Below are 20,292 nucleotides of genomic sequence, written 5' to 3'. Positions count from 1 at the left end.
CCGTCCCCGCCCCCGTCCCCCGCCCTTCCGCGTGCGGAGTGCAAAAACGTCCCTCCCGCACCCTTCAGACGCCCCTTTCCGATCCCGCACGCTCTGACCCCGGCAGCGCCCCCCGCGTGAGAGTGCGAATACGGTCCTCCCGCCCGCCGGGCACGCCCGTTTCCGATCCCGCGCGCTCCGACCGGGGAACATTCCCCGCGTGCGAGTGCGATTACATCCCTCCCGCCCGCCGGGCACGCCCCTTTTCGATCCTGCACCGTAGGGGCCGGACCGGCGGACACCGCGCGGGCCGGGACGTTCCTGTCTGGAGAGTGCGAAAGTGCACCTTCCGCAGCCCGGGAGGGCCCCAGTTCGATCCCGCACGCGACGCGGCGACCAAGGCTCGTGCGAGCGCGAAAACGCCCCCTCCTCGTGAGAGGAGAGGGCGTTTTCCGTCCGGACCGCGAAGTACCCCGGGCTCGCGCACGCCGTCCGCTCCCGGTGCGAGTGCGAAAGCGGGCCTCCGCTCGGCGCAGGAGGGGCGAAAACCGTCCCGCACGCAGCGGGGACGCGCGGACGCTCGGGGCGGAACCTACGCGGGGTCGCCGCCGAGAGGGCCGACGGGCTCGAGGGGCTTCGGGTCGTCGGCGCCCGTCTTGCGCGCGCGGGCGATGAGGTTGCCCAGGTGGTAGATCAGCAGCGCCGCGACCGTCCCGAGCACGATCCCGCCGAAGGCGAAGTCGCCGAGCTGCATCGTGAACCCGGCGATGCCGATCACGAGGGACACCGCTGCGGTGTACTGGTTGACCGGACGCGAGAAGTCGACCCGGCTGTCCACCCAGATCTTGATGCCGATGATGCCGATGAGGCCGTAGAGCGCCGTCGTCGCCCCGCCGAGCACGCCCGCGGGGATCGAGTTGAACACCTCGCCGACCTTGGGGGAGAACGCCAGGAGGATCGCGAACAGACCCGCCACCCAGTACACGGCGGTGGAGTACACGCGGGTCGCGGCCATGACGCCGATGTTCTCGCCATAGGTCGTGGTGCCCGAGCCGCCGAAGCCACCGGCGATGGTCGTGGCGACACCGTCGGCGATGAGGGCGCGACCGGTGTGGCGGTTGATCGCGGGGTCTTCGGTCATGGTCGCGACGCCGCGCACGTGACCGACGTTCTCCGCGATGAGCACGAGCACGACGGGCAGGAACATCGCGATGGTCGACCAGGTCCCCGGCTCCACGAAGTCCGGGAACTGGAAGTGCGGGAGGCCGATCCACGGGGCGTCCGCGATGAGCTCGGCGGGGGTCTTGTCGCCACGGAGCGGGTTGGGCACCTCGAACGAGCCGTTGAACGCGGCCCAGATGAAGCCGACGGCGACGCCGAGGAAGATCGAGATCCGGCCGAGGAAGCCCCGGAAGAGCACGGCGAAGAGGATGATCGCGACGAGGGTGATCGTGGCCGTCACGGGGTCGAGCGCGAAGTTGCTCCAGGCGGTGGGGGCGAGGTTGAAGCCGATGAGCGCGACGATGGCGCCGGCGACGACCGGGGGCATCAGCGCGTCGACCCAGCGCAGGCCGACGAACTGCACGACGAGGCCGACGACCGCGAGGAGCACGCCCACCGCGACCACGCCCGCGAGGGCCGAACCGGTGCCGCCCGCCGCGACGGCCGCGGTGATGGGGGCGATGAAGGCGAACGAGGAGCCGAGGTAGCTGGGCAGCTGGTTCTTCGTGATGAGGAGGAAGAGCAGCGTGCCGATACCGCTGAAGAGCAGCGTCGTCGACACCGGGAAGCCGGTGAGCGTCGGCACGAGGAACGTGGCGCCGAACATCGCGACGACGTGCTGCGCGCCGATGGCGATGGTCGCGGGCCAGGACAGACGTTCCTCGGGGGTGACGACGGCGCCGGGCTCGACGGTGCGGCCGTTTCCGTGCAGCTTCCACAAAGCCATGCGGGCTCCTCAGGGTTCGGGATCGGGGGCGGAGTGCTGGAGCAACACTACCGATTCCTGAGTTTTCCCTGTACGTCCCGCGGCCGCGGGGAGCGCGGCGTCAGGCGCCGAGGCGGTCGATGAGCTCCCGGTACCGGGCGGCCGTCCGTGCCACGACCTCCTCGGGCAGCGCGGGTGGCTCGCCCTGCTTGTCCCAGTTCGCCGCGAGCCAGTCGCGCACGATCTGCTTGTCGAAGCTCGCCATCCGCTCGGCCGGGGTCGATCCCGTGCGCCAGGCCTCAGCGTCCCAGTACCGGGAGGAATCGCTCGTGAGCACCTCGTCGGCGAGGCGGAGGGTGCCGTCGGCGTCGGTCCCGAACTCGAACTTCGTGTCGGCGAGGATGAGGCCCTTCTCCTCGGCGATGGCCGCGGCCCGACGGTAGATCGCGAGGGAGGCGTCGCGGAGCTCGGCCGCCCGGTCCGCCCCGACGAGCTCGACGACGCGGTCGAACGTGATGTTCTCGTCGTGTTCGCCCATCGGCGCCTTGTAGGCCGGGGTGAACAGCGGCTCGGGCAGGCGGTCGCCGTTCTGCAGGCCTGCCGGCAGGGCGATGCCGCACACCGTGCCGTGCTCGTGGTACTCGGCCCAGCCGGAGCCGGTGATGTACCCGCGCACCACGCACTCGATCGGCAGCATCTCGAGCGACTGGGCGAGCATGGCGCGATCGGCCACCTCCTCCGGCAGGTCGCCGTCCGTGAGGTGGTTCGGCACGTCGAGCTGGGCGAACCACCAGCGGCTGAGGCGGGTCAGCAGGGCGCCCTTGTCGGTGATGCCGGGGGAGAGCACGACGTCGAAGGCGCTCACCCGGTCGGACGCGACGACGAGGATGCGGGTGTCGGCCGGGTCCTCCGAGGCGTAGAGGTCGCGGACCTTTCCGGAGTAGAGGTGTCGCCACCCGGGGATGGCCTGCGCGTTTCCTGCGGACGGTGTGCTCACCCGCCCATTATCCCGGTGATGCGTGTTCTTCCGCGCCGAGACCCCGCGTTCGCGTCGAGACCCCGGGATGAGCGCGCCGGGACCCCGGGGTCTCGCCGGAAAACCGGGGTCTCGGCGGAGGAGGGGCGGGTGTATAGTCCATGTGGACTATTCGTGCGGGACAAGGACCGGGGAGAGGCGTGGGGAAGAGTGGGGATGTGGTGGCGGGACTCACGCCCCTCGGGGTGATGGTGCTCGCGCTGCTCCGCGAGAGCGACATGCACCCGTACGAGATGGTGCGCCTGCTCCGCGCGCGGCACGACGACCGGCTCATCACCGTCACCAACGGCACGCTCTACCACACGGTCGCCCGGCTCCAGCGGGCCGGCCTGCTCGACGAGGTCGGCACGGATCGCGAGGGCAACCGGCCGGAGCGGACGACCTACACCCTCACCGACGCCGGCCGGGAGGCGGTGGTCGCGTGGGTGCGTCGTGCCCTCCCCCGCATCGACCGCGAGACCGACGCCCGCGTCGCGCTCGCCGAGTCGCACAACCTCGACCGCGACGACGCCGTGGAACTGCTCCAGGAACGGCGGGAGGCCCTCGTCGCCTCGTACGCGCTGCACCACGACGGCCTCGCCGCCGCCCGCACCAAGGGCGTCCCGCCGCAGGTCCTCGTCGAGATCGAACGGCAGGAGGCGCTGCTCGACGCGGAGCTCCGCTGGCTCGACACCCTCCTCACCCGCCTCGACGGCGACGAGCTCCGCTGGGGCCCCGACGCCTTCGACGACACCGACCGCTACCGCGCCCAGCGAAAGGCTGCACAGCAATGACCGATTCCCGCCAGACCTCGGGGCCCGAGACGGGGCCCTTCGCCGCCGGTCACGCGCCGAAGAGTCCGTGGCCCGCGCTCTGGGCCCTCGTCATCGGGTTCTTCATGATCCTCGTCGACACCACGATCGTGTCCGTCGCGAACCCGGCGATCAAGGCCGCCCTCGACCCCGACACGAACAACCTCGACAACGTCGTGTGGGTCACCAGCGCCTACCTGCTCGCCTACGCCGTGCCGCTGCTCATCACCGGACGACTCGGCGACCGCTTCGGCCCGAAGAACATCTACCTCATCGGGCTCGCGGTCTTCACCCTCGCCTCGCTCTGGTGCGGACTGTCGACGACGCTCGAGGGCCTGATCGCGGCCCGCGCGGTGCAGGGGCTCGGCGCCGCGTTCATGACCCCGCAGACCATGGCCGTCATCACCCGCACGTTCCCGCCGAACCGCCGCGGCGCGGCGATGGGCCTGTGGGGTGCCACGGCCGGCGTCGCCACGCTCGTCGGCCCCCTCGCGGGCGGTCTGCTCGTCGACGGCTTCGGGTGGGAGTGGATCTTCTTCGTCAACCTCCCCGTCGGCGTCGTCGCCTTCGTGCTCGCTTGGATCCTCGTGCCGCGGCTGAAGACCCATCCGCACCGGTTCGACGTGGTCGGCGTCGTGCTCAGCGCCGTCGCGCTCTTCCTCATCGTCTTCGGACTGCAGGAGGGCGAGAAGTACGACTGGGGAACCATCGCGGGACCGATCTCGGTCTGGGGTCTCATCATCGCCGGCGTCGTGGTGCTCGCGCTCTTCATCGTGCAGCAGGCGCGTACCCGCAGCGAACCTCTCGTGCCCCTCGCCCTCTTCCGCGACCGGAACTTCTCCGGCGCGAACGTGGCGATCGCGGCGGTCGGCTTCACGGTCACGAGCATGTCGCTGCCGATGATGTTCTTCCTGCAGACCGCGCGCGGCCTCACCCCGACCGAGGCCGCGATGCTGCTCATCCCGATGGCCGTGCTGTCGGGCGTGCTCGCCCCGGTCGCCGGCAAGATCCTGGACCGCGTCGACCCGCGCATCATCCTCGTCCCCGGTCTGCTCTGCGTCGCAGGCGCCCTGGTCTGGTACTCGGCCCTGACCACGATGGACACCCCGATCCTGATGTTCCTGCTGCCGTCCGCGCTCATGGGCATCGGCAATGCGGGCATGTGGGGGCCGCTGGCGACCACGGCCACGCGCAAGCTACCGCCGCGACAGGCCGGTGCCGGCGCGGGCATCTACAACACCACCCGCACCATCGGCTCGGTCATCGGCTCCGCCTCGATCGCCGCGTTCATGCAGTCGCGGCTGGAGGCGAACCTCCCCGGTCTGGCCGACGCTCCGGCCGGCACCGGGAGCGGCGCGCTGCCGCCGCAGGTCGCCGAGGGCTTCGCGGCCGGCATGTCCCAGACGCTGCTGCTGCCCGCCGGTGTGATCCTCATCGCGCTGGTCGCCTCGCTGTTCCTCCGCGGGCAGGATCGGAAGGACGAGGCCGTCGCCGCGACCCCTCCGGCGTGACCGCGATGACCCCGACACGCCGGTATCCACGCGGGTTCCGGCGCTGTTCGGGGTCGCGCCGAGATTCCGGTGCGCGGGAGGAGCGGGGTTAGGGTGGATGGTCGGCGGCCGCCGGGTCGCCCTTCCGAACCCCGAGGAGCACTCGACGTGAGCCGCCACCCATCCTCTCCGCCGAGCCGTCTGCGGCGGTTCGGCCGCACCGCCGGCGCGACCGCTCTCGCCGCACTCGTCGCCGCCGGGGCGCTGCTTGCCGGAGCCGCGCCCGCCACCGCGGCCGACGACGGCGAGACCTACGTCATCGGCACCGACACGACCTTCGCGCCGTTCGAGTTCACGAACGAGTCCGGCGACCTGGTCGGCATCGACATGGACCTCCTGCGCGCGATCGCGGAGGACCAGGGCTTCGAGGTCGAGATCCGCCAGCTCGGCTTCGACGCCGCGGTGCAGGCGCTGCAGTCGAACCAGGTCGACGCCGTCATGGCCGGGATGTCGATCACCGAGGAGCGACAGCAGACCTTCGACTTCAGCGACCCGTACTTCACCAGCGGCGTGCAGCTCGGGGTGCTCGAGTCCAGCGACATCGAGTCCCTCGACGACCTCGACGGCAAGACCGTCGCGGTGAAGACCGGCACCCAGGGGCAGACCTTCGCCGAGGAGAACGCCGACGAGTACGGCTTCCGGATCACGCCCTACCAGGACACGACCGACATGGTCGATGCGGTGAAGGCCGGACAGGCCGTCGGCTACTTCGAGGACTTCCCCGTGCTCGCCTACGGCATCCAGCAGGGGTCGGGCTTCCGTCTCGTCGGCGAGCCCGCGCTCGGCGGCGAGTACGGCTTCGCGGTGAACAAGGGCGAGAACGCCGAGCTCCTGGAGATGTTCAACGCCGGCCTCGCCAACCTGCAGGACTCCGGCGAGTACGACGAGATCGTGGACACCTACCTCGCGACGGGTGACGACGCGCAGGAGGCGCAGCCCACCGACATCATCTCGGTCGCGGTGAAGTACTGGCCGGCCCTCATGCAGGGGCTGTGGCTCACCATCCTCGCCACGATCGTCGCGGTGATCGCGGCGTTCATCCTCGGGATCATCTTCGGCTTCGGGCGCCTGTCGAAGTTCGCGCCGTTCCGGTGGATCGCGACGGCCTACGTCTACGTCTTCCGCGGGACCCCGATCCTGATCCAGGCGTTCTTCGTGTTCTTCGCCATCCCGCAGCTGATCCCCGACCTCAAGTTCGACCCGTTCGTGGCCGGTGCGATCACCCTGTCGCTGAACACCGGTGCGTACATGACGGAGATCATCCGCGGCGGCATCCAGGCCGTCGACCCCGGTCAGGCGGAGGCGTCGCGCTCGCTCGGCCTCAGCCACTGGAAGACGATGCGCAAGGTCGTGCTGCCGCAGGCGTTCCGGATCATGATCCCGTCGTTCGTGAACCAGGGCATCATCACGCTGAAGGACACCTCGCTCATCAGCGTCATCGGTCTCGCCGAACTGACGTTCGTGTCGCGCCAGATCATCGCCTCGACGTATCTCTCGGCGCAGGTGCTGACGATCGTCGCCATCATCTACTTCGTCGTGATCACGCTCCTGACGCTGCTCGCGAACCGCCTGGAGAGGAAGGCCAACGCATGAGCAAGATCGAGGTCAGGGACCTGCACAAGTCGTTCGGCGACAACGAGGTGCTCAAGGGCATCGACCTCACGGTCGAGGACGGTGAGGTCATCGCCGTGATCGGCCCCTCCGGCTCCGGCAAGTCGACGCTGCTGCGCTGCCTCAACAAGCTCGAGGAGCCGACGTCGGGGCACGTGATCATCGACGGGGTCGACCTCACCGACAAGAGCGTGAAGCTGGACGAGGTGCGCCAGCGCATCGGCATGGTGTTCCAGCACTTCAACCTGTTCCCGCACATGACCGTGCTGGAGAACATCACGCTCGCCCCGGTCGAGCTCGGCCGCATGACGAAGGTCGAGGCCCGCGACCGCGCCCGCTCGCTGCTCGAGCGCGTCGGCCTGTCGGAGAAGGCGGACGCGAAGCCCGCGTCGCTCTCCGGCGGTCAGAAGCAGCGCGTGGCCATCGCCCGTGCACTCGCGATGGACCCGGAGATCATGCTGTTCGACGAGGCCACCAGCGCCCTCGACCCGGAGATGGTCGGCGAGGTGCTGCAGGTCATCCGCGACCTCGCCGAGGGTGGCATGACCATGGTGCTCGTGACTCACGAGATGGGCTTCGCGCGCGAGGTGTCCGACCGCACGGTCTTCATGGACGGCGGCGTCGTGGTCGAGGAGGGCACTCCCGCCGACCTGTTCGGCGCCCCCAAGAACGAGCGCCTCCAGGACTTCCTGTCCAAGGTCCTCTGACCCGGTTCAAATCGCTCAAATGGCTGCATCCCCGGCCGGGATGCAGCCATTTGCGCTACTTCAACGGGGACGGTCGCCGACGGATCGTCGCACTGACGAGAGCGGCGACGGCGCACAGGCCCGCGGCGGCGAACCAGGCCGCGGTGTAGTGGCCGGTGTGGTCCCGTACGAGCCCCGCGAGGACGGACGCGATGCCGGCGCCGATCTGGTGCGCCGCGAACACCCACCCGAAGACCAGGGGTCCGCGGTCGCCGAAGACCTCCCGGCAGAGGGCGATCGTCGGCGGCACGGTCGCGACCCAGTCCAGGCCGTAGATCACGATGAACACGACGATGCTCGGCTGCACCTCCGCCGAGAGCAGGCTCGGCAGGAACACCAGGCTCACCCCGCGGAGGGCGTAGTAGGCGGCGAGCAGGATGCGCGGGTTCACCCGGTCGGTCAGCCATCCGGAGAACACGGTGCCGAGGATGTCGAACACACCGACCACCGCGAGCAGGCCGGCGGCCGTCGTCGTCGGCATCCCGTGGTCGTGGGCGCTCGGGATGAAGTGCGTGCCGATCAGCCCGTTCGTCGTTGCGCCGCAGATCGCGAATCCGGCAGCCAGAGCCCAGAACGTCCGCGTGCGGGCGGCGTCACGGAGCGTCGTCAGCGCGAGTCGAGCGGCACCCCACGCCGTCCCGCGGGGGCGCGGAGCGGAGGTGATGGGCTCCGCGCTCTCGCCCTAGCGTGCGACGCCGAGGTCGCTCGGGCGGTTGCGGAGGAAGATCCAGACGAGGGGCACCACAGCGAGCGCGCCGCCCGCGATGATGAGCGAGGCTCCGCGCCAGCCGATCTCCTCCGCCGCGGCCGCGATCACCGGGAGGAAGATGAGTTGTCCCGTCGCGCTGCCGGCGGTGAGCACGCCGGAGACCAGCCCGCGCCGCGTGGCGAACCACGTGTCGGTGATGGTGGCCGCGAACACCAGAGCCATCGATCCCGTCCCGAGGCCGATCAGCACGCCCCACGTGAGGATGAGCTGTCCCGGTGTCGCGACGAAGACGCTGAGCGCGGCCCCGGCGCCGATCACGAAGAGCGCGACGACCGTCACCGCGCGGATGCCGAACCGTTGCATCAGCGCCGCGGCGAAAGGAGCGATCAGGCCGTAGAGCAGGAGGTTGACGGAGACGGCGAGGGAGAGCTCGGCCGTGGTCCAGCCGAACTCCTCTTCGAGCGGGACCATGAGGACCCCGGGGGCGGCGCGGAATCCCGCGGCACCGATGAGGGCGATGAGGGCGACGAGGGCGACCGTCCACGCGGGGTGGAGGCGGCGTCGGGTCTCGGCGGGGCGGTCGAGGGACTCGGCGGTCATGCGGCGTGTCCGCCGAGCAGGGCGAAGGGCTCGCCGCCCATGCTCCGTCGCGCCCAGAGAGTGCTGCCGGCGTCGAGGGGAGCGGCGCACCGGGAGCACCAGTCCGCGGACTCGGCGGCGGTCCCGCACCGCGCACAGGACACGACCAGTCCCCACGGGCCCTCGGGGTCGGTGCGGCGGGAGAACCGTGCGTACGCGTGCAGGATGGGCAGCGTCTCCTTGCCGGCTGCGGTGAGCCGGTACCCCTTCCGCCCTTCGCCGCTGTCGTCCCGGGCCACGAGTCCGGCCTCCGTCATCAGGGCGAGCCGACGCGCCAGGACCGAGTCCGCGGCACCGGAGGCGTCTCGCAGCTCGTCGAACCGGGTGCGGCCGGAGAAGAGCTCTCGCAGGATGAGGAGCACCCACGGATCGGCGATCACGTCGGCGGCGCGGGCGATGGGGCAGGACGCAGAGGACCAGTCGGAGCGGAGCGGCATCCTGCTACTTTCTTGAAGAAAGTGAGTCTTGTCAAGAATCCGCTTCGAATCACGCAAATGGCTGCATTCCCGGTCGGGATGCAGCCATTCAAGCGATTTGAAGTGGGTCAGCGAGCGACGCGGGCAGCGATGTCGGTGCGGTGGTGCGAGCCCTCGAGGCGGATGCGGCCGAGGGCGTCGTAGGCGCGGTCGCGGGCGGTGCGGAAGTCCGGGGCCACGGCGACGACGTTCAGCACACGGCCACCCGTCGCGATGAGCGAACCCCCCGGTGCGTCGGGACTCGCGGTCGCGGCGTGCACCAGGCGGACCGCCTCCACGGCGGCGGCATCGTCCAGACCCTCGATCGGACGCCCGGTCTGCGGCGCCTCCGGGTACCCCTCGCTCGCCAGGACCACGGTGATCGCGACCTCATCGCGGAACACCGGCTCCGGCTGGTCCTCGAGGGTGCCGGAGGCGGCGGCGAAGAGGAGCTGGGACAGCGGGGTCTCCAGTCGCGGCAGCACGACCTGGGTCTCCGGGTCGCCGAAGCGCGCGTTGAACTCGATCACCCGCACGCCCTGCGGGGTGAGGATGAGACCGGCGTAGAGGAGGCCGATGAACGGGGTGCCCTCGGCGTCGAGCTGCCGGACGACCGGAAGGGCGACGTCGCGGGTGACCTCTTCCACGAATGCCTGCTCGCTGCCGAACTGCTCCGCGAGCCAGGGCAGCGGGGAGTACGCCCCCATACCGCCGGTGTTGGGGCCGGCGTCGCCGTCGAGGGCCCGCTTGAAGTCCTGTGCCGGGCTGAGCGCGCGCACGGTGTCGCCGTCGCTGAGGAAGAACAGCGAGACCTCGGGGCCGGACAGGAACTCCTCGACGAGGACGGGGCCGGCCGGGAGGTACTGCTCCGCGTGGGCCAGGGCCTCGGCGCGGTCGGAGGTGACGATGACGCCCTTGCCGGCGGCGAGCCCATCGGCCTTGACGACGTAGGGGGCGCCGAGGTCGTCGAACGCGGCCTCGACCTCGGCGACCGTGGCGGCGCGGACCGCGCGGCCCGTCGGCACACCGGCGGCGTCCATGACCCGCTTGGCGAAGGCTTTGGAGCCCTCGAGCTGCGCGGCGGCCTTGCCCGGCCCGAAGACGGGGATGCCGCGACCGCGGAGCTCGTCCGCGACGCCCGCCACGAGAGGGGCTTCCGGGCCGATGACGACGAGGTCGATCGCGTGCTCGTTCGCGAAGGCCGTCACCGCGGCGCCGTCGAGCGGGTCGAGGGCGACGGGTGTCGCGTCCTGCGCGATGCCCGCGTTGCCGGGGGCGACGAGGATCTCGTGCGCGGGGGACTCGGCGCGCAGCGCCAGGATGATCGCGTGCTCACGGGCACCGGAACCGAGGACGAGGATCTTCACCCGTCCAGCCTATCGAGGCGCGTGCGCGGGATTTCGGCCGGTCCGGCGTTCACAACTCAGGACGATCGGCCCGCCCGCGGCGATTCGATGGCATCTCCGACAGATCGGCCGCGGTTCTCCGGAGTTGTGCACGGAGGTCGGCGGGGTCAGAGCTCGGTGGGACGCTCGTCCGCGGTGTCCCAGGGCACGGTCCAGCCGGTGGCGTCGAACAGAGCGTCGAGCACCATGGCGGTGAAACCCCACACGATCGTGCCGTCGACGTCGAACGCGGGTCCGCGGAACGTGCGCCCGGCGCGGGACAGGGTCGAGGTGAAGCGGGTCGCCGGGTCGAGGAGCTGCGCGACGGGGACGCGGAACACCTCGACGGTCTCCGCGTGGTCGACGGCGACGACGCGCGACGGCGACTGCCACCAGGCGAGCACAGGGGTGACGAGGTGGTTGCTCGCGGCGAGGGGGATCACGGGGAGCGTGGCGAGCACCTCGACTCCCGCGGGATCGAGGCCGGTCTCCTCCTCGGCCTCGCGCAGCGCCGTGGCGACCGCGTCGGCATCGGCCGCTTCGGCGCGCCCGCCGGGGAAGGAGACCTGGCCCGGATGCGAGGAGAGGGTCGGGGCGCGACGCTGCAGCAGGACGTCGAGGTCGCGCGCGACGGCCGCGTCGACGGTCGGTGCGGGGATGCGGTCGAGGACGCCGAAGAGGATGAGCACCGAGGCGTCGTGGGCGCGGCCCGGATCCGCGAGCGGAGGGATCGGCACGCTCCAGGAGTGGTCGGCCGCGGCGGCGAGCAGCTCGGCGCGGGCGCCCTGGGGATGCATGCTCATGCCATCGAGCTTATGACCGGGGCCGCCGCAGCGGATCTAGGGTGGGGGGATGGCCAGGAAGATCGACATCGTCGACGGGCGCGCGGCGCTCGGCGCCGTGCGGGAGGCGGAAGCCGCGGGGACGAAGCCGGCGCGGCCGGAGCTCGCCACTGCCGTGCGCTACCTGCTGCAGCTGCTCGACGAGAAGGCGCCCGGGAACAGCGTCGAGGTGCGCGTCCCTCCGTTCGGAGCCGTGCAGGTGATCCAGGGCCCGCGTCACACCCGTGGAACTCCGCCGAACGTGGTGGAGATGGACGCCGCCACCTGGATCGCGGTCGCCACCGGCGCGGAGGCATGGGCGGATGCGGCGACGGCCGGGCGCATCCACGCCTCGGGCACGCGCGCGGATCTCACCGGAGTCCTCCCGCTGCGCCCCTAGCGCCGGGCCACGACGAGCGGCACCCCGGTGTGCGGGTGCGGGAAGACGTCGACGGGCTGCCCGTAGACCTCCTCGATCCGTGCGGCCGTGAGGACCTCGTCCGGCGTGCCGGTGGCGGAGACCCGACCGCCCGCGAGCAGAGTGACGCGGTCGGCGTGCGCGAGAGCGGCGTTGAGGTCGTGCAGCACGACCGCGACCGCGACCCCGGCCTTCGCCCGCCTGCGGATCACCCGCATGACGTCTTCGTGATGCTTCAGGTCCAGGGCCGCCGTCGGCTCGTCGAGCAGCAGGATCCCGGTGTCCTGGGCGAGCACGCGGGCCAGCGCCACCCGCGCGCGCTCACCGCCGGAGAGCGAGGGGACGGAGCGCTCCCGCAGCGCCGTGACCTCGGTCGTCGCCATCGCCGCCGCCACGGCGCTGTCGTCCTCCTCGGCGGCGGGGCTCCGCGCCCACGGCGTGCGTCCCATCCGCACGACCTGCTCGACCGTGAAGGGGAAGGTGACGGTGTTCTCCTGCAGCAGCACGGCCCGTCGCCGGGCGAGATCGCGGGGACGGACACCCGCGACGGGACGGCCGTCGAGGAGGACGGTGCCGGACGTCGGAACGACGTCTCCCGAGAGCACGCCGAACAGGGTGGACTTGCCTGCGCCGTTCGGCCCGACGAGGGCGTGCACCTCGCCGGCGTGGATGGAGATGGCCGCGTCGTCGAGGATGGTGCGTCCGTCCCCGACCCGCACCGTGAGCCCCTGGCCCCGCAGGCGCGGGCTCACGCCCATCCCCCCGACCGCCGCCGCGTCCGCACGAGGAGCCAGAGGAAGAACGGGCCGCCCACGAGGGACGTGATCATGCCGATGGGGAGGTCCGCGAGCGGTACGGCCGTGCGCGCCACGAGGTCGGCGGTCGCGATGAGGAGCGCGCCGCCGAGGGCGGAGGCGATCACGAGCGGGAGGTGTGCGGGGCCGATCAGCATGCGCATCAGGTGGGGCACGACGAGACCCGCGAACCCGATGATCCCCGCGAAGGCGACCGCGGCGCAGACGAGCAGTGCCACCGTGACGATGACCACCATCCGCAGCAGCTCGACCGGCACGCCCAGATGCCGGGCGGTGCGCTCGCCGAGGGCGAAGAGATCCAGACCCGGCGCCACGATCAGGGCGACGACGATCCCGATCGCCACGAGCGGCGCGACGAGCTGGATGTTCGACCAGAGGGCGCCGTTCAGCGAGCCGAGCTGCCAGAACACGATCTGCTCCCTGGTCGAGGTCGTGCCGAGGAACGTGAGGAAGGCCATGCCGGCGCCGGCGATGGCGTTGATCGCGATGCCGGTGAGCAGCAGCGTGACCACTTCGGTGCGGCCCCCGGAGCGGCTCAGGAGGTAGACGGAGAAGACGGCCGCGAGACCGCCGAGGAAGGCGAAGGCGGGCGTCGTCCACATGCCGAAGGTGGCCAGGCCGAATGTGATGCTGGCCGCCGCTCCGAGCGCCGCGCCGGAGGAGACGCCCACGACGCCGGCGTCCGCGAGGGGGTTGCCGAAGATGGCTTGCATGAGCACGCCGGAGACCGCGAGCGCGGCGCCGACGAGCAGGCCGAGGACCAGTCGGGGGAGACGGAGGTTGTAGATCACGCCCTCGTCGGTCGCCGCGGCCGGAGTCCCGGCGGTGTCGATGCCGAGGCCGCGCAACAGGACGTCCAGGAGCGCGGTCGGCGACAGGTCGTACTGCCCGCTGGTGATCGACGCGACGCCCGTGACGAGAAGGCCGATGACGAGGGCGATGACGACCGTCGCGAAGCGCAGTCCCCGATGCCGGGTCGGCGTCGGGGTGACGACCTCGCCGGTCACGAGGCGGGTCCCGGCGCGTACAGGGCCCGCGCGAGGGCGCTGATCACGTCGGCCGACCGGGGGCCGAAGCTGAGGATCTCGGCGTCGGCCATGTCGATCACGCGGCGATGCGCTCCGGCCGGGGTCTCGGCGATGGCGGGGATGCGTTCGATGAGCCCGTCGACGCCGCCCACCGATTCCAACCCATCCGTCATCATCACGAGCACGTCGGGCTGCGCGGCGACGAGTGCTTCCGCGGTCATCGGCTTCATGCCCTCCCAGCCGATCTCCTCCGCGACGTCGACACCGCCGACCGCATCGATGAGGGAGTCCGCCCCGGAGTCCTCGCCGAAGATGTAGTACACGTTGGCGCTCCCGCGTACGTACAGGAAGAGCATGCGTGCGCGGTCCGTCGCGGCGGACGGGGTGACGTCGGCGATCTCCGCGATGGCGGCGTCGAGCTCGGCGTCGAGGCGGGCGCTGAGCGCCGCGCCGCGCGTCGGGACGCCGAGGGCCGTGGCGATCTCCGTCACGAGGGCGTCGGTGGTGTCGATCCGGCGGTCGCTGGAGATGACGACGACCGCGATGCCCGCATCCCGCAGCTGCTGGCGGACCTCTTTCGGGCCGATCGTGGTGTCGGTGAGCACGACGGTCGGGGCCAGCTCGAGGATGGCCTCCGGGTTAAGCGTGTGCCCGGTCTTGGTGAGGACCGGAAGGTCCTCGGTGCCGGGGAACTGCGTGGACGCGTCGCGCCCGACGACCTGATCGCCGAGCCCGAGCGCGAACACCGTGGCGGCGATCGTGCCGGAGATGTCGATCGGGAGGATGCGGTCGACGTCCGTGATCTCGACCTCCCGGCCTTCGCTGTCGGTCACGGTGACCGGGAGCGCCGGGGCGGTGTCGTCGTCGACGGCGGCGACCGCGTGACTCGCGAGGCACGCGGTCGAGGGCCCCGTGGCCCCGCGCACGTCGGCGACCAGATCGAGATCGGCGAGAGGGGTCGAGGCCTGTGGGCAGGCGTCGTCGACGGCAGGGGTCTGCGCCGGACCGGAGTCCGACCCGGCGCAGGCGGCCAGTCCGAGAGCCAGGGCGGCGGCGAGAAGCAGGGCAGGAGCGCGTCGCATTAGGCAAGGCTACCCTAAAACTTGACGCCCTCACCGGCGCCCCTCTACGCTCGGGATCGGCGGCTTGCTTAGCCAAGCCTAACCAAAGTCCACCTTCGCCCGACTGCCGTGCGGCGCCGCAGGGGCGCGCGATCGATCGCGCCCCGCGGGCCGCGGAGAACCGTGAACGCCACAGCACATACCCCCTCAGCGAGCACACGCCTGCGTGTCCTGCTCGCCGCCCTCGTCTCCTTCGTCCTCGTCGCCGCCGGGGCGATGGTCAGCCCGCCGGCCCACGCGGCCGCGGCGACCGTCACCGCGGCGGTGTCGTCCGCCGACACCAGCGGCCTCACCGTGCAGGTGCGGGCCGAGGGTCTGCCGGACGTGACGGGCGTCTATGCCGCACTGATCGTGTCTGGCACCGAGAGCGGCATCTCCGCCGGCGGTGGCTACGCCGCGTTCGCGCTGCCCTTCCCGAGCGTGCAGCAGGGGGCCACGTCCTTCACGCTGCAGGCGCCCGCGGCGTCCCTGGACCGGACGAAGACGTACGAGGTGCTCGTCTGGCAGCAGCACTCCGCGCCGACAGCCGCCACGATCTACGGCCGCGGCGACGTCACGGTGACGCCGGAGCAGTGGGACACGGTCTTCGGAACGACGCCCGTCGAGCCGGGGGAGACGGAGCCGGGGGAGACCGAGCCCGGTGAGACGGAGCCGGGGGAGACCGAGCCGGGGGAGACCGAGCCCGGAGAGACGACTCCGGGTGAGACGGAGCCCGGGGAGACAGAGCCGGCGCCCGCCGAAGCCGCCATCGAGGTGTTCCTCGCCGACGGCACCACGCCCGCTGCGGGCGCTCGCCTCCAGGCGGGCGACGAGATCGTCGTCAAGGGCACCGGATACGACCCGACCGCGAACGTCGGCGGACGCGGCGTCCCGATCCCGTCGAACCTGGCCCAGGGCACCTATGTGGTCTTCGGCAACTTCGCGTCCACGTGGCAGCCCTCGCAGGGGGCGCCGTCCTCGGCGCGCTCGGTCGGCGCTCAGTCCTGGGCGCTCGCCGAGGGTGTGCTGGCCCAGGTCCCGACGCAGTACCAGGGTGCGATCCGCGCACAGTGGGCGGACATCTCGCCCGAGGGCTCGTTCCAGGTCACGCTCACGCTGAAGGACACCCCGGCGACGCCCGGCACCTACGGCGTGTACACCTACCCGGCAGGCGGTGTCGTCAACGCCGGCCAGGAGCGCAGCGTCGCTCTGGACTACCGCATCGCCTCGGGGCTGACGACCACCGTGACCGCGGCGACGGCCGAGGACGGCCTCACGGTCACGGCCGCGGCGACGAAGCTCGGTGCCGTCACCGGTGCCTACGCCGCGCTGATCGAGAAGGGCACCGAGGCCGATGTCACCGCCGGAGGCGGCTTCCTCGCGATGCAGTACGTGCGCGGCATCACCGGCGGCGGCTTCAGCGTCGACCTGACCGCGGCGGCGAGCGCTCTCGATCGGTCGAAGGCGTACGAGGTGATCGTCTGGCAGCAGCACACGATGCCGAACGCGAACACGATCTACGCACGCTCCACCGTCACCGTCACCGACGCGCAGTGGGACGCCCTGCTGCCCTCCTCCGGGCCGTCGGTCACGACCGCCGTCGCCGGCGCCACCGCCGCGGACGGGCTGACGGTGAAGGTCACCGCCGCCGACCTCGGCGCGGTCACCGGCGCCTACGTGGCGCTCATCGAGACGGGGACCGAGGCCGACGTGACCGCAGGCGGCGGCTTCCTCGCCATGCAGTACGTCCGGAACATCGGCTTCGGAGCCTTCGCCGTCGACCTCAATACGGCGGCGAAGAACCTCGACCGGTCGAAGACGTACGAGGCGATCGTGTGGGAGCAGCACACGATGCCGACCGCCGACACCATCTACGCGCGCGGAGCGGTCACGATCACCGACGCGCAGTGGCGTGCACTCCTCGGCGAGAAGCCGACCGCGCCGAAGCCCCCGGTCACGCCGAAGCCCCCGGTGACGCCGACGAAGCCGGACGCGACCGTCCCCGGCGGGTCGCTGCGCTGGGCCATCTCATCCTCGTTCACGAACTACATCACCGGCCCGATCGCCCAGGGCGCGATCGCCGTGTCCGGTGGCGCCACCCGGTCCGGCGGCCAGTTCCAGTTCGGGCAGACCGTGGGCGGCGACTTCGACGCGGCTTCCGGACGCGGCAGTGTCGTCTACCGCGGTGCCGTGCGCTTCACCGGCCACCACGGGGTGCTCGACGTCACGGTCGCCGATCCGATGATCCGGATCACCTCGGCGTCCTCCGCCACGCTGTTCGTGACGAGCGGGGGTGCGCAGGTGCCGTTCGCGACCCTCGACCTCTCCCGCGCCGTCCGCACGGCGGCCGGCGGCGCCGTCACCTACACGGCGGCACCCGCCGCCCTCACGGACGCCGGACGCGACCGCGTCCTCTCGGGGTACGGCACCACGCTCAACCCTGTCTCGTTCACGATCGGCTCCGTCGCCGCCGCTCCGTCGGGCACGACGGGCACGGTCGCGGCGGCCGCGGTCGCCCCGAAGGCCACGCTCCCGACGACCGCGCCGACGGCGGCCGGTATCGAGGTCGACGAGGAGAACCTCGCCGCGCTCGCCGCCGGGAAGACGGCCACCGTCTCCGCCTCCGGCTTCCGTGCGAACGAGGAGGACATCAAGGTGGTCGTGTACTCGACCCCCGTGCTGCTCGGCACGGTGACGGCGGACGCGGCGGGTGTCGCGACGTGGTCGGGTGCCCTCCCGGCCACGCTCGCGGACGGCGAGCACACGCTCACCTTCCAGGGCTCGGTGGATCGCGGTCTCGCGTTCACGCTCACCAGAGAGACCGCGGAGATCGGCGTGTGCACGGTCGAGGGGGCGACCCTGCACTGGGGCTACAAGGAGTCGTTCCGCACGTACATCGAGGGCATCGCGCGGGGCGGCTGGACGCTCACCGACCTGACCTACGAGTACCCCGCCTTCGTGTGGTCGAACGGCACCGGTTCGCTGGGCGACGCGGCGCGCGCAGGTCTGGTCGCCTACGGCGGCAGCATCGCCTTCACGGGCCACGACGGGGCGCTGAACACGACGCTGGCGAACGCGCGCGTCGAGCTCGCGGGCGACACCGGCTACCTCGTGTTCGACGTGACCGGAACCACGCAGGCCGGAGAAGCCGTGGCACAAGAGGGCGTGCGTCTCGCCGAGTTCGCCCTCGCGGACGCCGCCGTCGCCGACGGCGCGCTGACCCTCGATGCGGTTCCCACGACGCTGACCGCGGCCGGTGCCTCCGCGTTCGGCACGTATGAGGCGGGCGAGGAGCTCGACCCGGTCTCCGCCGTGATCCCGGTCGACGGCGCCTGCGGCACTCCCGCCGAGGAGGAGTCCGAGCCGGAGGCCGCGGCGGACGCGGCGGTGACCGCGATCAGCGCGCCGGTCGCCACGGAGGAAGCCCCGGTGTGGCCCTGGATCGTGGGCGGGCTGGTCGTCGTGGCGCTGGCCGCGACGGGCGGGGTGCTGATCGTGCGTCGCACCCGGAGGGGGGAGCCGGCCGAGACGACGACCGAGGTCTGAGTCCGTCGGCTATCGGAACCGCCCTCCCCGGTGAGCGGGGAGGGCGGTTCCGCGTGCGGCTGCGCAGGCCCACAGAGGGTGGGACAATGGACGCATGCCCTCCCACGACACCCACCAGACCGTCGAAGCGACCGTGCGCCGCGTGCCGCGGTACGGCGTGCTCATGGGCATCGGGGTCGTGCTGGGCGTCATCGCCGCCGGCATCCTGACCATGGTCGGCAGCTTCGAGCAGTCGCAGGCGCTCGATGTCGTCTACCCGCCTGGTCAGGTGTTCGGCTTCCTGCTGCTCTGGACCGTGCCGATCGGTCTGGCGCTGGGTGGCGTCGCCGGACTCATCCTCGAGCGGATCGCCCGCCGCCATGACCGCGTCGTGAAGGTCGACCGGGAGACCGTGGTCGACGAGGATGACACGACGACCGACCCCGCCTAGGCGAGCTCGGCGATCACGGGACGGATGGCGGAGTCGAACGCCACGACGTCCCGGCGGAGCCCGTCGGTCACCGCGACCGTGAGGTCGCCGATCCACCAGATCCCGCGCTGCGACAGGGGCAGCACCTGCACGTTCAGCTCGAACGAGTGCGCGCGGCGTCCGATGTCACGCTCGAACTCCGCGATCGCGCTCGCGTACGCCCGGTAGGCGTCCCCGCCGGTGTGGCTCTTCATCGACCCGACGTACCGGTCGTGCGCGGCGGTGGCGTACCGGAGGGCGGTTCCGGCATGCGGCCGGATCGCGGCGGAGAGCGCCTCGGCGCCGCTCGCCGGGAGGGCCACCAGGGTGTCGAAGCCGTCGACAAGCTCCAGCGGCACACCGGAGTGATGAGCCCGGGGCTCCACGGTCATGTCCCAGTACCCCTGCCACTGCGCTTCGACCTCGGGCGGGGCGTCCGCCGCGTCGGGGGCGCGCACCGAGAGGTCGCGGAGGGACGGCAGATCCAGTGGCGCCCTGATGCCCAGCAGCTGGCGCAGCGCGAGCGCGACGAGCACCGGAACGCTCGCGTCTTCGCGGATGAGCCACTGCGGCTTGTCGGCCATGGCCCCCATCGTAGGCGGGTGCGGCGGCCGTGCGGAGCCCCGGCACGGTAATGCCCTCCGTGAGCCGCGTCAACCCTCACGGTGATCGCCGCACCCGGGGGAGACCTGCTCACACGTCGGCGGCCGTCGGCGGGAGTCGAGAGGAAGAACGATGTCGCAGAGCAATGCAGAAGGTGCCGCGGGCAGCGGTACGACCGAGTCTCCGGGCACCGTCCGGACCGCCGCGCATGAGGCCGCGGGTGTCGCCGACACGGCGAAGGGCCAGGCCGCGGACGTCGTCGAGACGGCGAAGGCCGAAGCGGGGGCGGTCGCCCATGAGGCCAAGGATCAGGTGCGAGACCTGTACCACCAGACCAAGACCGAGCTGTCGGACCAGGCGGCGGTGCAGCAGCGCCGCGTCGCGGACGGACTCCGGTCCGTGGGCGGGGAGCTGAGCACGATGGCGGAGCGCTCCGACGGCGGTGTCGCCGCCGATCTCGTTCGTCAGGCGTCGACCCGGATCCAGGGCATCGCCGGCTGGACCGGCGACCGCGACCCCGGGTCGCTGCTCACCGAGGTGAAGTCGTACGCGCGGGCGAAGCCCGGCACGTTCATCGCCGTGGCCGCGCTCGCCGGTCTCGTCGCCGGCCGGCTGACCAGGGCGCTCTCCGAGGGTGCCGCGGAGTCCGCCTCGTCCGGCGCGGCATCGGGCTCCGGCTCTCCGT

At 71.7% G+C, this 20,292-nt stretch carries 16 protein-coding genes and 2 pseudogenes; 8 read left to right on the top strand and 10 right to left on the bottom strand.

What is annotated here, in order from left to right:
• Positions 1–571: 571 nt before the first annotated feature.
• Complete coding sequence (locus DW296_RS00475; protein ID WP_062766125.1) at positions 572–1,927, bottom strand: uracil-xanthine permease family protein; 1,356 nt, start codon at positions 1,925–1,927, stop codon at positions 572–574.
• A gap of 100 nt (positions 1,928–2,027) precedes the next feature.
• Positions 2,028–2,903: a phosphoribosylaminoimidazolesuccinocarboxamide synthase gene (locus tag DW296_RS00470; RefSeq protein WP_136050625.1), complete on the bottom strand. Its 876-nt coding sequence runs from the start codon at positions 2,901–2,903 to the stop codon at positions 2,028–2,030.
• 197 nt (positions 2,904–3,100) lie between these two features.
• Here DW296_RS00470 and DW296_RS00465 point away from each other — a divergent pair, with 197 nt between their 5' ends.
• The 4 genes from DW296_RS00465 to DW296_RS00450 all read left to right on the top strand — a co-directional run bounded on the left by DW296_RS00465 (position 3,101) and on the right by DW296_RS00450 (position 7,601).
• On the top strand, positions 3,101–3,715 hold the full coding sequence (locus tag DW296_RS00465) for a PadR family transcriptional regulator (protein ID WP_342588943.1): 615 nt from the start codon (positions 3,101–3,103) through the stop codon (positions 3,713–3,715).
• Entirely contained in the window at positions 3,712–5,244 is a 1,533-nt protein-coding gene (locus DW296_RS00460) for a DHA2 family efflux MFS transporter permease subunit (protein ID WP_136050623.1), read from the top strand. The genes DW296_RS00465 and DW296_RS00460 overlap by 4 nt, the downstream gene beginning before the upstream one ends.
• A 147-nt stretch (positions 5,245–5,391) precedes the next feature.
• Positions 5,392–6,876, top strand: a complete 1,485-nt coding sequence (locus tag DW296_RS00455; protein ID WP_126894187.1) for an amino acid ABC transporter substrate-binding protein/permease — start codon at positions 5,392–5,394, stop codon at positions 6,874–6,876.
• Positions 6,873–7,601 carry an amino acid ABC transporter ATP-binding protein gene (locus DW296_RS00450; RefSeq protein WP_062766131.1) on the top strand — a complete coding sequence of 243 codons (729 nt, stop codon included), beginning with the start codon at positions 6,873–6,875 and terminating at the stop codon, positions 7,599–7,601. Before DW296_RS00455 ends, DW296_RS00450 begins: the two co-directional genes overlap by 4 nt.
• Positions 7,602–7,656: 55 nt before the next feature.
• Here the strand turns inward: DW296_RS00450 and DW296_RS00445 are convergent.
• From DW296_RS00445 to DW296_RS00430, 4 genes and pseudogenes are all read right to left on the bottom strand, one after another.
• Positions 7,657–8,949: pseudogene (locus DW296_RS00445) on the bottom strand (MFS transporter).
• Positions 8,946–9,425: a winged helix-turn-helix transcriptional regulator gene (locus DW296_RS00440; RefSeq protein ID WP_136050622.1), complete on the bottom strand. Its 480-nt coding sequence runs from the start codon at positions 9,423–9,425 to the stop codon at positions 8,946–8,948. The pseudogene DW296_RS00445 and the gene DW296_RS00440 overlap by 4 nt, the downstream one beginning before the upstream one ends.
• A gap of 107 nt (positions 9,426–9,532) precedes the next feature.
• Positions 9,533–10,810 (bottom strand): phosphoribosylamine--glycine ligase, encoded by a 1,278-nt coding sequence (gene purD / locus DW296_RS00435; RefSeq protein ID WP_136050621.1) that lies wholly within the window; start codon positions 10,808–10,810, stop codon positions 9,533–9,535.
• A gap of 146 nt (positions 10,811–10,956) precedes the next feature.
• The gene (locus tag DW296_RS00430) at positions 10,957–11,631 is read right to left on the bottom strand and encodes an NUDIX hydrolase (RefSeq protein WP_136050620.1); all 675 of its coding nucleotides are present in this window, start codon (positions 11,629–11,631) and stop codon (positions 10,957–10,959) included.
• Between the two features lie 49 nt (positions 11,632–11,680).
• Here DW296_RS00430 and DW296_RS00425 point away from each other — a divergent pair, with 49 nt between their 5' ends.
• The gene (locus tag DW296_RS00425) at positions 11,681–12,049 is read left to right on the top strand and encodes a sterol carrier family protein (RefSeq protein ID WP_136050619.1); all 369 of its coding nucleotides are present in this window, start codon (positions 11,681–11,683) and stop codon (positions 12,047–12,049) included.
• On the opposite strand, the gene DW296_RS00420 is transcribed toward DW296_RS00425, so the two are convergent.
• Genes DW296_RS00420 through DW296_RS00410 form a run of 3 tightly spaced genes read right to left on the bottom strand, consistent with a single transcriptional unit; the run spans position 12,046 to position 14,992 of the window.
• The gene (locus tag DW296_RS00420) at positions 12,046–12,819 is read right to left on the bottom strand and encodes a heme ABC transporter ATP-binding protein (RefSeq protein ID WP_240742940.1); all 774 of its coding nucleotides are present in this window, start codon (positions 12,817–12,819) and stop codon (positions 12,046–12,048) included. The two genes, DW296_RS00425 and DW296_RS00420, sit on opposite strands and share 4 nt — an antisense overlap.
• Positions 12,816–13,889: a FecCD family ABC transporter permease gene (locus DW296_RS00415; protein ID WP_136050617.1), complete on the bottom strand. Its 1,074-nt coding sequence runs from the start codon at positions 13,887–13,889 to the stop codon at positions 12,816–12,818. Before DW296_RS00415 ends, DW296_RS00420 begins: the two co-directional genes overlap by 4 nt.
• Entirely contained in the window at positions 13,886–14,992 is a 1,107-nt protein-coding gene (locus DW296_RS00410) for a heme/hemin ABC transporter substrate-binding protein (protein ID WP_136050616.1), read from the bottom strand. Before DW296_RS00410 ends, DW296_RS00415 begins: the two co-directional genes overlap by 4 nt.
• A 162-nt stretch (positions 14,993–15,154) precedes the next feature.
• Between DW296_RS00410 and DW296_RS00405 the strand changes: the two genes are divergently transcribed.
• A complete protein-coding gene (locus DW296_RS00405; protein ID WP_136050615.1) occupies positions 15,155–18,556 on the top strand; it encodes an HtaA domain-containing protein in 3,402 nt (1,133 codons plus the stop codon).
• Positions 18,557–18,650: 94 nt separating this feature from the next.
• Positions 18,651–18,986, top strand: coding sequence for a potassium transporter Trk (locus DW296_RS00400; protein WP_136050614.1), 336 nt, complete (start codon positions 18,651–18,653; stop codon positions 18,984–18,986).
• Here DW296_RS00400 and DW296_RS00395 read toward each other — a convergent pair.
• Complete coding sequence (locus tag DW296_RS00395; RefSeq protein WP_136050613.1) at positions 18,983–19,588, bottom strand: zinc-binding alcohol dehydrogenase; 606 nt, start codon at positions 19,586–19,588, stop codon at positions 18,983–18,985. The two genes, DW296_RS00400 and DW296_RS00395, sit on opposite strands and share 4 nt — an antisense overlap.
• 151 nt (positions 19,589–19,739) lie before the next feature.
• Here DW296_RS00395 and DW296_RS00390 point away from each other — a divergent pair.
• Positions 19,740–20,292 (top strand): annotated as a pseudogene (locus DW296_RS00390) (hypothetical protein); the annotation flags it as partial.

The organism is Microbacterium sp. K36 (assembly GCF_004794355.1).
GTDB lineage: Bacteria > Actinomycetota > Actinomycetes > Actinomycetales > Microbacteriaceae > Microbacterium > Microbacterium paraoxydans_D.
The sequence above is the reverse complement of the archived record's forward strand: the minus strand, read 5'-3'. Positions and strand labels throughout refer to the sequence as shown.

Bases quoted from the DNA above. Each gene is read 5' to 3' on its own strand.
- DW296_RS00475 (WP_062766125.1), bottom strand. From the start codon at position 1,927: ATGGCTTTGTGGAAGCTGCACGGAAACGGCCGCACCGTCGAGCCCGGC.
- DW296_RS00460 (WP_136050623.1), top strand. From the start codon at position 3,712: ATGACCGATTCCCGCCAGACCTCGGGGCCCGAGACGGGGCCCTTCGCC.
- DW296_RS00450 (WP_062766131.1), top strand. From the start codon at position 6,873: ATGAGCAAGATCGAGGTCAGGGACCTGCACAAGTCGTTCGGCGACAAC.
- DW296_RS00440 (WP_136050622.1), bottom strand. From the start codon at position 9,425: ATGCCGCTCCGCTCCGACTGGTCCTCTGCGTCCTGCCCCATCGCCCGC.
- DW296_RS00430 (WP_136050620.1), bottom strand. From the start codon at position 11,631: ATGAGCATGCATCCCCAGGGCGCCCGCGCCGAGCTGCTCGCCGCCGCG.
- DW296_RS00425 (WP_136050619.1), top strand. From the start codon at position 11,681: ATGGCCAGGAAGATCGACATCGTCGACGGGCGCGCGGCGCTCGGCGCC.
- DW296_RS00410 (WP_136050616.1), bottom strand. From the start codon at position 14,992: ATGCGACGCGCTCCTGCCCTGCTTCTCGCCGCCGCCCTGGCTCTCGGA.
- DW296_RS00400 (WP_136050614.1), top strand. From the start codon at position 18,651: ATGCCCTCCCACGACACCCACCAGACCGTCGAAGCGACCGTGCGCCGC.
- DW296_RS00395 (WP_136050613.1), bottom strand. From the start codon at position 19,588: ATGGCCGACAAGCCGCAGTGGCTCATCCGCGAAGACGCGAGCGTTCCG.